Origin of the sequence: Clostridium sp. UBA4548, assembly GCF_002387895.1 — a bacterium.
GTDB lineage: Bacteria > Bacillota > Clostridia > Clostridiales > Clostridiaceae > Clostridium_J.
This window is the reverse complement of record NZ_DGLI01000044.1, coordinates 194,660-209,310: the sequence shown is the minus strand read 5'-3', so window position 1 is coordinate 209,310 and position 14,651 is coordinate 194,660. Positions and strand designations below refer to the sequence as shown.

10 protein-coding genes and 1 riboswitch are annotated in these 14,651 nt (G+C 31.2%); all 10 genes read left to right on the top strand.

Annotated features, from left to right (window positions below):
• The first annotated feature begins 210 nt into the window (after positions 1 to 210).
• The 10 genes from B3040_RS16375 (at position 211) to B3040_RS16330 (ending at position 14,640) form a co-directional block, all read left to right on the top strand.
• Positions 211 to 2,340: a sensor domain-containing protein gene (locus tag B3040_RS16375; protein WP_291575593.1), complete on the top strand. Its 2,130-nt coding sequence runs from the start codon at positions 211 to 213 to the stop codon at positions 2,338 to 2,340.
• 254 nt (positions 2,341 to 2,594) lie between these two features.
• Positions 2,595 to 3,299 (top strand): RNA polymerase sigma-I factor, encoded by a 705-nt coding sequence (gene sigI, locus B3040_RS16370; protein ID WP_291575587.1) that lies wholly within the window; start codon positions 2,595 to 2,597, stop codon positions 3,297 to 3,299.
• The gene (locus B3040_RS16365; protein WP_291575585.1) at positions 3,296 to 4,342 is read left to right on the top strand and encodes an anti-sigma-I factor RsgI family protein; all 1,047 of its coding nucleotides are present in this window, start codon (positions 3,296 to 3,298) and stop codon (positions 4,340 to 4,342) included. Before sigI ends, B3040_RS16365 begins: the two co-directional genes overlap by 4 nt.
• Before the next feature lie 309 nt (positions 4,343 to 4,651).
• Positions 4,652 to 4,750, top strand: a riboswitch (guanidine-I (ykkC/yxkD leader).
• A gap of 163 nt (positions 4,751 to 4,913) precedes the next feature.
• On the top strand, positions 4,914 to 6,245 hold the full coding sequence (locus B3040_RS16360) for an MATE family efflux transporter (RefSeq protein WP_291575582.1): 1,332 nt from the start codon (positions 4,914 to 4,916) through the stop codon (positions 6,243 to 6,245).
• 604 nt (positions 6,246 to 6,849) lie between these two features.
• Positions 6,850 to 7,887, top strand: a complete 1,038-nt coding sequence (locus tag B3040_RS16355; RefSeq protein ID WP_291575580.1) for a LacI family DNA-binding transcriptional regulator — start codon at positions 6,850 to 6,852, stop codon at positions 7,885 to 7,887.
• Positions 7,880 to 8,980 carry an ABC transporter ATP-binding protein gene (locus B3040_RS16350; protein ID WP_291575571.1) on the top strand — a complete coding sequence of 367 codons (1,101 nt, stop codon included), beginning with the start codon at positions 7,880 to 7,882 and terminating at the stop codon, positions 8,978 to 8,980. Before B3040_RS16355 ends, B3040_RS16350 begins: the two co-directional genes overlap by 8 nt.
• 195 nt (positions 8,981 to 9,175) lie before the next feature.
• On the top strand, positions 9,176 to 10,528 hold the full coding sequence (locus B3040_RS16345; RefSeq protein ID WP_291575568.1) for an ABC transporter substrate-binding protein: 1,353 nt from the start codon (positions 9,176 to 9,178) through the stop codon (positions 10,526 to 10,528).
• 171 nt (positions 10,529 to 10,699) lie between these two features.
• Positions 10,700 to 11,566: a carbohydrate ABC transporter permease gene (locus B3040_RS16340; RefSeq protein ID WP_291575566.1), complete on the top strand. Its 867-nt coding sequence runs from the start codon at positions 10,700 to 10,702 to the stop codon at positions 11,564 to 11,566.
• On the top strand, positions 11,566 to 12,393 hold the full coding sequence (locus B3040_RS16335; RefSeq protein WP_291575564.1) for a carbohydrate ABC transporter permease: 828 nt from the start codon (positions 11,566 to 11,568) through the stop codon (positions 12,391 to 12,393). The genes B3040_RS16340 and B3040_RS16335 overlap by 1 nt, the downstream gene beginning before the upstream one ends.
• Before the next feature lie 87 nt (positions 12,394 to 12,480).
• Complete coding sequence (locus B3040_RS16330) at positions 12,481 to 14,640, top strand: TIM-barrel domain-containing protein (protein WP_291575559.1); 2,160 nt, start codon at positions 12,481 to 12,483, stop codon at positions 14,638 to 14,640.
• The last annotated feature ends 11 nt before the right edge of the window (positions 14,641 to 14,651 follow it).

Here is a 14,651-nt window from a genome sequence, read left to right as displayed (position 1 = left end):
TGTAGTAAGAATTTATAGAATTTAACAATATTCTGGAAGATACAAGTCTGCCGTCTTCTGTAAGGGACTGTTGACCAGCCTTACAGTTGCTCAGCCTAGGCAAATTGCTTTGGTGTAACAAAATAGCTTTGTTTAGTCCAAAGCTGTTTCCAAAGTTGTTAACAAAATGAACTTGTTCATTATTTAATAAAAGAATTTGTAGGTGAAGAAATGAGAGAATTAGATATACTGCAAAAGCACAAGGAATATCCAATAGAATCATGTGAGTGTGACACCAACTTAAAAAGAGAGCTAAAAAATAAGGAAAAATTAATAAATGCAATTTTTCAAGTTACTAATATTGGTATATGTGTTACAGATGAAAAGGGATTTTTCCAAATGGTAAATGAAGTTTACTGTAAGCTATATGGATATAATAAAAAAGAGTTAATAGGCAAGCACTTTACTATAGTGATTCCAGAAGAAAATCATGACAATGCTATAAGAGCACATGAAGCTTTTGTTTCAGGAGAAGTAGAAGTTAGCAACGAGTGGTCAGTAATTACTAAGGATGGAAGATTATTAAGTGTCTACGTAACCTCCACATTATTAGAGCAAGAGGACGGTGAGAAATGCAAGATTACAACGATCACAGATGTGACAGAGTTCAAGGAAGCCTATAATAAACTAAATTTAGTATCTTATGCCCTTTCTGCTGCTAATGATGGTGTAATTTTTACATCTACTGATCCAAGCGATATCTTGTATGTAAATGAAGCTATGATGAGGATAACTGGTTTTAGCAAAGAAGAACTTGTAAAGGAGCAAAAAGACTTTTTAAAAAGTGGTCCAGAAGATAGCAAATTCTATGAGAATATGTGGTATCAAGTAGAAAATCATGGCTTTTGGCAAGGAGAAATTAGAGGAATAAAAAAGAGCAAGGAAGAGTATGTTGCTGAGCTGGCATTAAATAAAATCATTAATTCAGATGGACAAGTAACTAATTATATAGCAAATTTAAATGAAATAACAGAAAAGAAAAGAGTAGAAAAAAAAATACACTATTTAGCCACTTATAGTAGCATAACAAATTTACCTAATCGTCAATTTTTTGAAAATGCTGTAAGCCAAATAATAAAAACCCATAAAGATCCTCAGGGTAAAGTTGCAATGATTATGGTGGACTTAGATAGATTCAAAAATGTAAATGATAGTTATGGTTTTTCAATGGGAAATAAACTTTTAAGAGCAGTAGCCTATAGAATAAAAAACATTTTAAAAGGCGCAGCTACTGTAGCATATCTTGGCGAAGATCATTTTGGCATACTGTTAGATCAAATCACAGGAATGAATAACGTATGTGCCATAACCCAGAAAATTAAGAGTGCAATTGGTAGACCCTTTGTTTTCGATAAAAATTATATTTATATTACTTGCAGTATGGGAGTAAGTTTTTATAGAAGAGAAAGTAAAGGCAGTGAAGACTTAATAAGTCATTCTGAGAAAGCTATCCTAAAAGCAAAAAACCAAGGTGGAGATTGTATGCAAGTATATACCTTAGAAATGGATAGAAAACTTACTAGAAGAGCTCAGATTGAAAATGATTTAAAAACTGCTATCTATAATAATGAGCTGTTTTTAGTTTATCAGCCTCAAATGGAGTTACTCAATGAAAAACCCATAGGAGTAGAGGCTTTACTAAGATGGAAGCATCCTACCTTAGGAATGATATCACCCGATGAATTTATACCAATTGCAGAGGAAACAGGAGCAATTTTATCTATTGGGCAATGGGTGATAAAAACTGCAGCAATTCAAGCTAAGCAATGGGAGTTAGATGGATTACCTGTTAGTAAAGTTGCGGTAAACCTTAGCTCAGTGCAGTTAAAACATGACAATGTTTGTATGATTATTAAAGATATATTACAACAGGTAGGACTGAGTCCAGATAGCATTGAAATTGAGCTAACTGAAACTACTATGATGGAAGATATAGGAAGGTCCATTGAGATATTTAATACTTTAAAGGAAATGGGATTAAAGATTGCAGTAGATGATTTTGGAACAGGATATTCCTCTTTAAGTTATTTGAGGAAGATACCTATAAATAAATTGAAGATTGATCGATCCTTCATAATGGATTTAGAAACAGATTTTGAGGAATCTATAATAACTAAAACCATAATTCATATGGCTAAAAACTTAGGTTTCAAGGTTATAGCAGAGGGAGTAGAATCAAAGGAACAAGTACAATATTTAAGGGAAAATGGTTGTGATGAAGCTCAAGGATATTATTATAGCAAACCTCTTACACCAAAAGAGTTAAAAGATTTTATCGCAACTCATTATATATCATCATAAAAATATAAATGAATTCACTGTATAAATAGGGGCTGTCTCGCAACGTATAAATATGTCAGGTGAGGAGCTCCTTTTATTTTTTACATATAAAACTTCTATTACATACAAAATATATTGGTAAGTAAACTTTTAAATAAATCAAGGTTGTATAAAATAATTTTCTAGACCTACCTCAAAAAAGTACATGATAATTTCGAATAAATATAGATATAATTTAAATATGTACTGTAGGTAAACGTTAGGACGTGAGTTTTATGAATAAGGATATAAACCAAAGAGTTTTAGAAATAAGAGTAAATACTGAGGAGTTAAATGGGTTTATGGAAGAGTTCAAGCCCTTTGTTATTTCTACAGCAGAAAAAACTTTAAATAGATATATAGATTGTAAAAATGATGAAGAGTGGAGTGTAGCACTACTTGCTTTTAATGAAGCTATACAAAATTATGAAATACAAAAAGGAAGTTTTTTAGCTTTTTCAAAAATGGTAATTAAAGCTAGATTAATTGATTATTATAGAAAAGAATCAAAGCATAAAAATATGTTGTACATAAGCAAAGTGTTAGAAGAAGATGAAGAGATAGATTTATCAGAAAAACAGGCTATTGAAGAGTATCAAAAACAAAATCTTAATGAGTATAGAAAAATTGAAATTAGACAACTAACAGAGGAATTAGCAAAGTGGGATATTAACTTTAAGGATCTAGTAAAGGCTTCACCTAAAAGAGCTTCTACAAGAAAAACATACAATGTTATAATTAAATATATTTTAAATGATGAAAAGTCACTAAATTATGTTCTGAGCAAAAAAACCATTCCTATTTCAGACATTGAAAAAAATACTTTAGTACCTCGGAAAAAGATAGAGAGAGCACGAAAATATATAATATCAGTAGTATTAATAATTTTAGGTGACTATGAGTATTTAAATGACTATATTAATTTGGAGGAAGAAATATGAAGGGTGTAATTGTTCAGCAGGAAAAAGGACGTTTTATTATTATAACGAAAGATGGAAGATTTATTAAGGTAAGAGGTGAAAATGGTTATTCTATTGGAGATGAATATGAAGGAAAAACCGGATTGTTAAGATTAAGTGAACTGTTTTCCAATGTTATAAGTACTGGTGACAATGTAAATCGCACAAGATTTAACAAAAGGATAGCTACTGCTTTTGCCTCTATATTTTTAATTTTTGGTATGTCTACAGTAGCTTATGCCTATATGATACCTTCAAATTATGTGAATATAGATATAAATCCTAGTGTGGAATTAAGAGTTAATAGATTTAATAGAGTTGTTAAGGCTGTAGGCCTAAATGAGGATGGTTTAAGGGTTTTAGAAGAGTTATCGTTAAAGAATAAGCCTGTAAATGAAGCTATAAAATTAGTTATTACTGAAGTAGAAGAAGAAGGATATTTAAAGGAAGAGTTAGAAAATCAAGTGTTAGTTACAGTTTCAGCAAAAGATGAAACTATAGCTAAAGGTATGGAGAGTCAGTTAGGTGAATTAGTAAAGGAACAGCTTGAAGAAGATAATTTAGTGAAAGTTCCAATTACCACAGCTGTTGCCACTTTAAATAGACATAAAGAAGCTGAAGCACTAGGAATTTCTCCAGGGAAACTTAATTTGATAGATAAGCTTCAAGATGTTATGCCAGAAATAAATCAAGAGGATTATGTAAATACATCTGTAAAAGATATTATGAAAGCTATTAAGAATACTAAAAAAGAAGCTTCTGTAGAAGAAAAGTTGGAAAGTAATGAAGAAAAACAGGAAGAACCAGCAAATAACCTAGAGAAGAAAGATGACACAAAGGAAGAAAAAGGTCCTAATGATAATAGTAAAGAGAACAATGGCAATAGCATGAAGGAAAATAAAAATAAGAATTATAATAGTGAACAGAAAAATAGTAAAGTAAATAAAAAAGAAAAAGAAGATAAGAACAATAAATCTCAAGTAAATAAGGATAAAAATCAACCTAAAAAGGATAAAGAGAAGTAAAGGTTAAATTATAGCAATATATTAATTTAAGGTGAAACTTAAAATGTATACATTAATATACAATAGATCCTTTGAGATTTTTTAAGTGAATAAAATCAAAAGTTAGTTTAATAGTTCATTATGCTTAATATTATAATTTAGCATAATGAAATTACCTCCTACAAACAAATATACCTTTCATAAAGCAGTGATCTATAGGAATATGGTTTGCTGCTTTATTACTAGTTAAGAATAATTATAATTGCAAATTGAGTTGAAATCATGTATAATCTTCAAGAGTATTAAATTACTTAATTAAATTCATATAGATAAAAGGTTTTCTAGGGTTCCGCAGTAGTAAATGTTGGTCTGGTCCAAGAGAAAACGCACATGAAATTGTGTACACGGAAGGATAAAAGCCTGGGAGATATCAAAAGAGATATCTTCTAGGCTTATTTTATTGCACTAATGATAACTAGTGCAAATTGGTTAATTTCACAAATAGGATACGCTTAATAAAAGTTAATTTGTAGCTAGTTTAAGATTAATAATTAGTATTAATAATTAGGTTAATAGCAAAAGGAGTGTCGTTATGAGCAAAAGATTAAATTTATTAGAACATAATATCAGGAGCATATTTTTTCATTACTTGCTTCCAAGCATAGGCGGAATGATTGGATTATCATTATATATCTTTTTTGATACTATGTTTGTAGGACAGGGGGTAGGAAGTGATGGACTTGCCGCCCTTAGTATAGCAATACCTATGTATAATGTATATAATGCTCTTGGGTTACTACTTGGGGTAGGTGGAGCTACGGTACTTTCAATCTATCATGGAGAGGAAAACTACCATAAAGCTAATGAGGCCTTTACCATTTCTTTTATTATTGCAATAGTTTTAGGAATAGTATTTACTTTAATTCAGGTTATATATATTGATGAGCTATGCTATTTTTTAGGGGGAAAAGGAACTCTATTTCCACTAGTTAAAGAATATCTAGAAGTAATGGCTAAATTTACTTGGGCCTTCATCTTATCGGGAACAATGGTAGCAATGGTTAGAAATGATAAAAATCCAAAGCTTGCCATGTGGGCCATGCTTTCAGGATGCATTTCCAACATTTTTTTAGACTGGTTATTTATTATTGGATTCAATATGGGGATGACAGGAGCTATAGTTGCTACAGTTATTTCTCCAATTATTACTTTGATCATCTTAAGTTTTCACTTCATCAGAAAAATGAACACTATAAAATTAGTGAGATTAAAAAAGGATATAAGGTTAATAACTAGAATTCTTAAAAATGGAATTGCAAGCTTTATACTTGAGATTTCAGGAGCCATTGTTATATTTGCTTTTAATAAGGCTGTGTTTAATTTAATAGGAGATATAGGATTATCTGCCTATAGTATTATTGCAAATATAAATTTAATATGTGCTGCAGCATTCACTGGAGTTGCCCAGGCTATTCAACCAATTATAAGTACAAACTTTGGAGCTAAAAAGACAGATAGGATCAACAAAGCATTGATTTATGCTCTAATTACGTCTATAAGTTTAGGAGTAGTCTTTTATATTGTAGGTCTAGTGCTGCCAAAACCTATTGTACTGATTTTTAATAGTGACAATCAGGAATTAATGAATATTACAGTTACTGGAATAAAAATATATTTTACTGCTTTCTTATTTATGGGGGTAAATATTACTCTAGTTTCTTATTTTCAATCAATGGAAAAATCCAAGATTTCTATTTTTTCATCCTTAAGTAGAGGAGTAATATTTATACTAGTTGGATTATTTATACTACCAAAGATATTTTCAGTAAATGGGATTTGGCTTACTGCTACCTTTGCTGAGATAATCACTTTAATTATTAACCTAGTATACGTTTTTATCAAGAGAAAATGTCTAATAGCCTAGGGGGGTTAAGACTTCATCTTTTATGAGATGTAGTCTTTTTTTTCATATATAGCTACTATAGAATTAAGTTTTATAAGTAACATGGAGAAATAATCTTTATTCTTATGTATATAATAGATAAAGACTAATTGGAGTATTAAATTTATATTATTGAAAATAATAATATAAATTTTTGAATAACTAAGAAAATAAACTCATATATTTAGAAGGTAAAACTAATTTAATAACATTTTGAAAGCTTAATTCTTCCATCATCTTTAAGTGGCAGTTGCTTAACCTAAGTAATTTGTTTTGATATAACAAAGTACCTTTGTTTAATTTTAAGCTGTTTCCAAAGTAGCTCAACAAAAAGAACTTATTCATTAATTAATAAAAATTTTTTAAAATGTTTGAAAACTTAAAAAGTTATGATATAATGTTTTTAAGATTGGAAACGTTACCGAAAACGATTTTTTAAATTATACATAAGTAAACATAAAATGATTTTACTATAGGGGAATAGAGTAGGTTAATTAAAGTAATAGATTCTATTCTCCATAATTAATTCTTTAATTGGAAACGTTACCGAAAACGTTACTCATACTTTTGAGAAAAGAGGTTTTTTATGAAAAATCTAAATATAAAAGATATTGCTCGTATAGCAGGTGTTGGTGTTACTACGGTTTCAAGAGTTTTAAATAACCATCCTGATGTTAAAGATGAAACAAGGCAGAAAATCCTAGAAGTTATGAATAACTTTAATTATGTGCCAAATAACAGTGCAAGAAACTTAAAAAGAAACACTTCTAATAATATTGGAGTGTTAGTTAAGGGAATTCATAATCCTTTCTTTTCAAAAATGATTAAATCCATTGAAGAAGAGATAGATAAAGAAGGATACTCTATGATCCTTCACTATAATGAAAGTAATAATAATGATATAGAAGCAGCAATTGAACTTATCAAGGAGAAAAAGTTAAAAGGCTTAATTTGTCTTGGAGGAGATTTCGAAAATCTAGACAAGCAAGAGCTTATTAATTTAAAGACTCCTATTGTATTAGCGTCAACTTATGTTATAGAAAAAGCAAACAAGACTTTATTTTCCAGTGTAATTATAGAAAATGAAAAGGCAGCTTTTAAAGCAGTAGATTACATAGCGAAACTTGGGCATAGAAAAATTGGAATTATTACTACAGGAGAAGAAGATAGAACTATTGGAAAACTAAGATTTGAAGGATACAAAAAAGCCCTAGAAGAAAATTCTATAAAGTTCGCTGAAGATTATGTGGAGATAGGGGAATATACCTTTGAGTCTGGTTTTGGGGCAATGAATAAGTTTTTGGATAAAAGCTTAGATTTAACTGCAGTTTTTGTTACAACAGATATTATGGCTATAGGTGCTTCCAAAGCGATTTTGGCTAGAGGACTTAAAATTCCAGAAGACATTTCCATTGTAGGCTTTGATGGTATTGATTATTCATTATATTTCCATCCATCAATTACTACAGTAGTACAGCCGGTAGAGGAAATGGGTAAAAAAAGCATAGATTTACTCTTTGAAATATTAAAAAATAAAAGAGAGCATCAGCATATAGTTTTAGAAACTCAACTAGAGGAAAGAGAATCTTGTAAAAATTTTTTAAAGGAGGCTTCACATGGCTAATGTTGTTATAAAGGGCATTGAAAAGGTTTATCCTAATGGATTTAAAGCAGTGCATGGCATTGATTTAGAAGTTAACGATGGGGAATTCATGGTTTTAGTAGGACCTTCAGGCTGTGCTAAATCTACAACTTTAAGAATGGTAGCTGGGCTTGAGGAAATCACTAATGGAACTGTTTCTATAGGAGATAAGGTGGTAAATAATATTCCACCCAAGGATAGAGGAATTGCCATGGTATTTCAAAACTATGCACTTTATCCTCATATGACAGTGTATGAAAATATGGCATTTTCATTAAAGCTAAAAAAGCTTCCAAAGGATGAAATAGATAAAAAGGTAAGGGAAGCAGCGAAAATATTAGATTTAGAAGAGGTATTAAAAAGACGTCCAAAGGAGTTATCTGGAGGGCAAAGACAAAGGGTAGCTGTGGGGCGTGCCATTGTTCGTGACCCAGAGGTTTTCTTGTTTGATGAACCACTTTCAAACTTAGATGCAAAACTAAGAGTTCATATGAGGGTTCAACTTTCACAGCTTCATAAGAAGCTTAAGTCTACTATGATTTATGTAACTCATGATCAAGTGGAAGCAATGACTATGGGAGATAGAATCTGCGTAATGAATTTTGGAAAGATAATGCAGGTGGATTCACCTCTAAATCTTTATCATTATCCTAAGAATAAGTTTACAGCTGGTTTTATTGGTTCTCCTGCTATGAATATTGCAGAGGGAGAGTTAGTAAGCAAAGAGGAAAAAGTTGCTGTGAAAATAGGTGGAGAAGTATTAGTGCTTCCAGAGAATAAGGGAAGTAAGGTTAAAAGTCATATAGGAAAAAAAGTTTGGTTTGGACTTAGACCTGAACACATTAATTTAAAAGATCAGGAGAACTCATCAAAAGTAAATGGAAGTATAGATGTAATTGAACATATGGGAAATGAGTCTTTTGTTTATTTTAGTAAAGGGGAGTTACAGCTAACTGCAAAAATTGATTCTATGGAGTCAAGAAGGTTAGAAACAGGAAAAGCAGAAGATTTTATATTTCATTTGGAAAACTGTCATATTTTTGATTATGAAAGTGAAGAGAATATAAGTCTATAAATACTAGGTCCTTAAAAATATTTCAATAGTGATTCTATCATTTCATTTGGGTAAGAAGCTTTATTTAAAAACAAACATAGTTGGAAATATCATCTCATTCCAATGTGGCTCTTCAAAATGAACTTGGTGATTATTAAAAAGTGTTATCAATTTAATTTTAATATATTCATAACATTACAGGGGAGGATTATTAACATGAAAAAAGTTAAAAAAATCTTAGCTTTAGCAATTTCATCCTTAATGGTAACTTCAGCTTTAACTGGTTGTGCAGCAAATGGGGATAAAAAGACAGATGAGGGAACGAAACCTGCGGCAGAGGAGAAGAAAGAAAATGTTACTTTAAACATATTCCAGTTTAAAGTGGAGATTGATAAGGAGTTTAAAGAGGCAGCACAAGCTTACACTACAGAACATCCAAATGTAAAAATTAATGTAGAAACTGTAGGTGGTGGTGCTGACTACGGTGCAGCTCTAAGAGCAAAAATTCAAGGTGGAACAGAGCCTTCTATATTCAATATTGGGGGACCACAAGATGTTAAGGATTGGGAATCTAGATTAGTTGATTTAACTAATGAACCTTGGACAAAACAAGCTCTTGATGGAGTTTTATCAGGAGTTACAGTAAATAATAAAGTTTATGCAATGCCTTTTGCAGTAGAAGGTTATGGCTTTGTTTATAACAAAGAAATATTCCAAACTGCAGGAATTGATACTAAAGGAGTTAAAGACTATGCTTCTTTAGAAAAAGCAGTAAAAGATTTAGATACTAAAATAAAAGCTGGTGAATTAAAAAGCAAATATCCAAACCTAGAAGCAGCTTTTGAGTTACCAGCAAAAGAAACTTGGGTAACTGGACTTCATACTTCAAATGCAGCTATTTCACAAGAGTTTAATAGTTCATTAGATGCCTTTGCAGCTAAAAAGATCGATTTCAAAAATGGGGAAGCTCTAAAAGCATTAATAGATTTACAAGCTAATTACTCTCCAAGTGCAAAATCAAAAGAGAAGTTAAGCACAGTAGATTATGCAACTCAAGTAGACCAAGGACTTGCTATTGAACGTGTGGCTATGGTTCAACAGGGTAACTGGATTTATGGCGGAGTTCAAAAAATAGATCCAAAAGTAGCTGATAAACTTGATATATTACCAATGTCAGTTAAGGGTGGAAAAGAAGACACAATTCCAATGGGAGTTCCAATGTATTGGGCAGTTAACAACAAAGGTACTGCAGCTGAGCAAGCAGCAGCTAAAGATTTCTTAAATTGGCTTTACACTTCAGAAAAAGGTAAGGACTATATAGTTAATAAATTCTTCTTTATTCCTCCATTTAAAGGTTACGAAAGTTTACAACCCAAAGATCCACTAGGTGCTGCAGTTAAGAGATATGCTGAAGCTGGAAAAACCACACCTTGGGTATTTATGGGATATCCAACAGGATGGGGAATGGAAGTTCTTGGACAAGAAATTCAAAAATATCTAGCTGGACAAGAAGATTGGAATGCAGTAATGAAAAATTCTCAAGCTAAATGGGAAGAAATGAGAAAATAGTAATAGAAACAAAAGGCACTATAAAATCATCTTGTTAAATAGCTATTACATTGATTAAATATGAAAATGAAATTGGGGAGGGGTTTTTCCCTCCTTAATTTATATACTTATTCACTTTTTTTCTTAAGAACTTGGGAAAAAATTTAAGACTAAATGTAAAAGGAGGTTAATATGAAAAATTCAAAGTTGTGGTTTAGCTTATTTGTTGGTCCTATACTTTTAGCATTTTTAATGGTTGTAATAATTCCTATGATTTCAGGAGTATACTTTTCCTTCACTAATTGGAATGGTATAGAAAATAATGCTACTTGGGTTGGACTTACAAATTATAAACAAGTGTTTAATAAAGAAAGTGGTTTCATACCAGCATTTATATTTACAGCGAAATTTGCAATAGCATCAGTAATTGCAATAAACTTATTTGGATTTTCACTTGCTTTACTAGTAACTAGAGGAATGAAGATAAGCAATATCTTAAGAAGTATATTTTTCATGCCTAATATGGTTGGTGGTTTGATTTTAGGTTTTATTTGGCAGTTTATTTTTACAAAGGCTTTTTCTTGGGTTGGTACTAAATTAGGAATAGAGTTTTTAAAGGGCTGGCTCGCAACTAGTACCACAGGTTTTTGGGCCTTAGTAATATTAATGTCTTGGCAAATGTCAGGTTACATGATGATTATATATATTGCGGCTCTTCAAGGAATTCCAGAAGCCTTAAATGAAGCTGCAGAGATTGATGGAGCTAATGGATTCCAAAGATTAAGACATATCACTCTTCCCTTAGTGGCACCAGCCTTTACAGTAGGATTGTTCTTAACTTTATCAAATTCTTTTAAGCTATTTGATCAAAACTTATCTTTAACAGGAGGAGGACCTTTTAACTCCACACAAATGTTAGCACTTAACATATATAATTCAGCCTTTACCTTTAACCAATTTGGATTAGCTCAAGCAAAGGCAGTTATATTTTTAATAACCATAGCAGTTATATCACTTACACAGCTTTATTTTAGTAAGAAAAGGGAGGTAGAAATGTAATGAAAGAAAAGTTTTTTAGAAAGCTAGGTTGGAACCTTTTAGGTATTTCAGTGGCTTTAATATTTTTAGCACCTCTATACATTGTGTTTACTAACTCCTTTAAAACAGCTAAGGGAATTTTTACAAATGTACTTAGTCTACCAGTAAAGGATACCTTTACTGTAAATAACTATATTCAGGCCTTTAAGGATTTAAACTTTCTTCACTCCTTAGCTAACTCTTTATTTATTACTATTACAAGTACAGTTTTGATAGTAATTTTTGCTTCAATGGCAGCTTGGATGCTAGTGAGAAGCAAATCGAAGTTCAGTACTTTTTTATTCTTCTTGTTTGCGGCGGCCATGCTAATACCATTCCAATCAGTTATGCTGCCATTAATTAATTTATTGGGAAAGCTTAAGATGTTAAATCCTTTTGGATTAATATTTGCATATTTAGGCTTCGGTTCAAGTTTATCCATAATTTTATATCATGGATTTATTAAAGGAATACCAGTGGAACTTGAGGAAGCTGCTTTGATTGACGGGTGTAATAAATTTCAGGTCTTTTGGTTTATTGTATTTCCACTATTAAAACCAATAACCGTTACAGTTTCTATTTTAAATGCAATGTGGATTTGGAATGACTTTTTACTCCCTCAATTAGTTATAAATAAACCAGAGTGGCACACTATACCATTAAAAATGTTCTATTTCTTTGGACAGTACTCAAAAAGATGGGATTTAGCTCTTGCAGGGCTTGTAATTGGTATGATTCCTATTATTATATTCTACTTCTTTGCTCAAAAGCATATTGTTAAAGGTGTTACTCAAGGGTCTATAAAGTAATAAAATATGGGAGTAGATTTAGGGTGATAAAAGAAATTATATAGACTGAACAAGTCTAAAAACAGTATAAGAGGGGGGAGTAAGTATATGAACTTATATGAATTATCAGATAAGGTGTTTAAATATTCCTTTGGAAATCCCATTAACACTGAGGCTGTAGTAACTAAAGGTAAAAAAGTAAAAGAGGAATCTTTAAGATATTTTAATATAGATGATACTGAAGGAATGAGATTTACCTATAAAATGACTAAGGAACAAGTAGTTTGGGGTCTAGGAGAAAATCTAAAAGGTATGAATAAAAGAGGAGGAATTTATGAGTCCTTTTGCAGTGATGACCCAAGACATACTCCAGACAAAAAATCCTTATATGGAGCTCATAACTTTTTGGTTATAGATGGTAAGGAAACCTTTGGAGTGTTTATTGACTATCCAGGAAAGGTTATTTTCGATATTGGATTCTCAGAAGAAAGCTCTCTCATAATAGCCATTGAAGAAAAAGATGTAGATGTTTATATAATAACTGGAGAAAAGCCTTTAGAAATTGTAAGAGAGTTTTTAAGTATAATTGGAGAAGGCTATGCTCCACCTAAATGGGCTTTTGGATATCAACAATCAAGGTGGAGCTATCCTAATGAAGAATCGGTGAGAGAAGTTGCAAATAAATTTATAGAAAGTAATATCCCATGTGATGCCATTTATTTAGATATAGATTATATGGAAAGATTTAAAGATTTTACAATAGATCAAAAAGCTTTTCCAGAATTTAAAGCTTTTGCTAAAGAGATGAAGGATAAAGGTTTTAGGCTCATTCCAATTATTGATGCAGGAGTGAAAATAGAAAAGGACTATGACATATATGAAGAAGGCTTAGAAAATAATTATTTCTGCCAGGATGAGGAAGGAAAGGCTTTTATGGCAGCAGTTTGGCCAGGGCGTTGCCACTTTCCAGATTTTTTAAATCCTCAGGTTAGAACCTGGTTTGGATTAAAGTACAAGGTATTAACAGATTTAGGTATTGAAGGTTTTTGGAATGATATGAATGAACCAGCCCTATTTTATACAGATAGAGGATTAAAGGAAGCAATTAGCTTAGCTAAGGTATCAGAAAATGCAAACTTAGATATTTATTCCTTCTTTAAGTTAAAAGACTACTTTAACAATATGTCTAATAGTTTAGAGGATTATAAAAGCTTTTATCACAATATAAATGGTGAAAAAATAAATCATTATAAAGTTCATAACTTATATGGCTACAATATGACCAGAGCTGCAGGTGAAGGTTTAAACATCATAGATTCAAGTAAGAGATTTTTACTGTTCTCTAGAGCCTCTTATATTGGAATGCATAGATACGGAGGCATTTGGACTGGTGATAACCATTCCTGGTGGGAACACCTACTTTTGAATATAAAGATGATGCCATCCTTAAATATGTGCGGGTTTCTTTACATTGGTGCAGATACAGGTGGTTTTGGAGGAGACACCAACCCTGAACTTATAACAAGATGGACACAGTTTAGTATATTTACTCCTCTTTTTAGAAATCATGCAGCTATGGGAACGAGAAAACAAGAACCTTTCTCCTTTGAAGAAGAAACAATAAAAACCCTAAGAAATACTATCGAATTGCGTTATGCATTAATACCATATATTTATTGTGAATACATGAAAGCCTTAAAGAATAAGGATATGTACTTTAAGCCCTTAGGTTTTGAATACAAAGATGATTTTGCTAAAAGAGTTGAAAATCAATTACTTGTGGGGGAATCTTTAATGATAACTCCAGTGTATGAGGAGAATTCATTAGGTAGGTATGTTTACTTACCAGAGGACATGGTACTTTTGAAGGTGAAGAATTACCAGGAAAGAATCTATGAAGTTGTGAAAGGTGGTCATCATTATATTGATGTAGACTTAAATGAAGTACCAATATTTTTGAGAAAAGACAAGGCTTTTATTTTAGGAAACCACAGTAAAAATGTGGATAGTTTAAATAATGAAGAGCTTAAAGTCATAGCCTTTGTAGAGAATGAAACAACTTATGTTTACTATGATGATGATGGCACTACTAAAGACTATAAGACAGGAAACCATGAAGAAGTAATTATTAATATAAAAAAATGTGGTGAAAATGACTTTGCTATTGAGATAAAAAATAAAGGAAATACAAAGGTAAGGGTTATAAACCTTGAAATAATTGATACAAATGGAAGGGTTCATAAGAAAATCCTATCAGTTGAAACCTAAAAAGGAGAAGG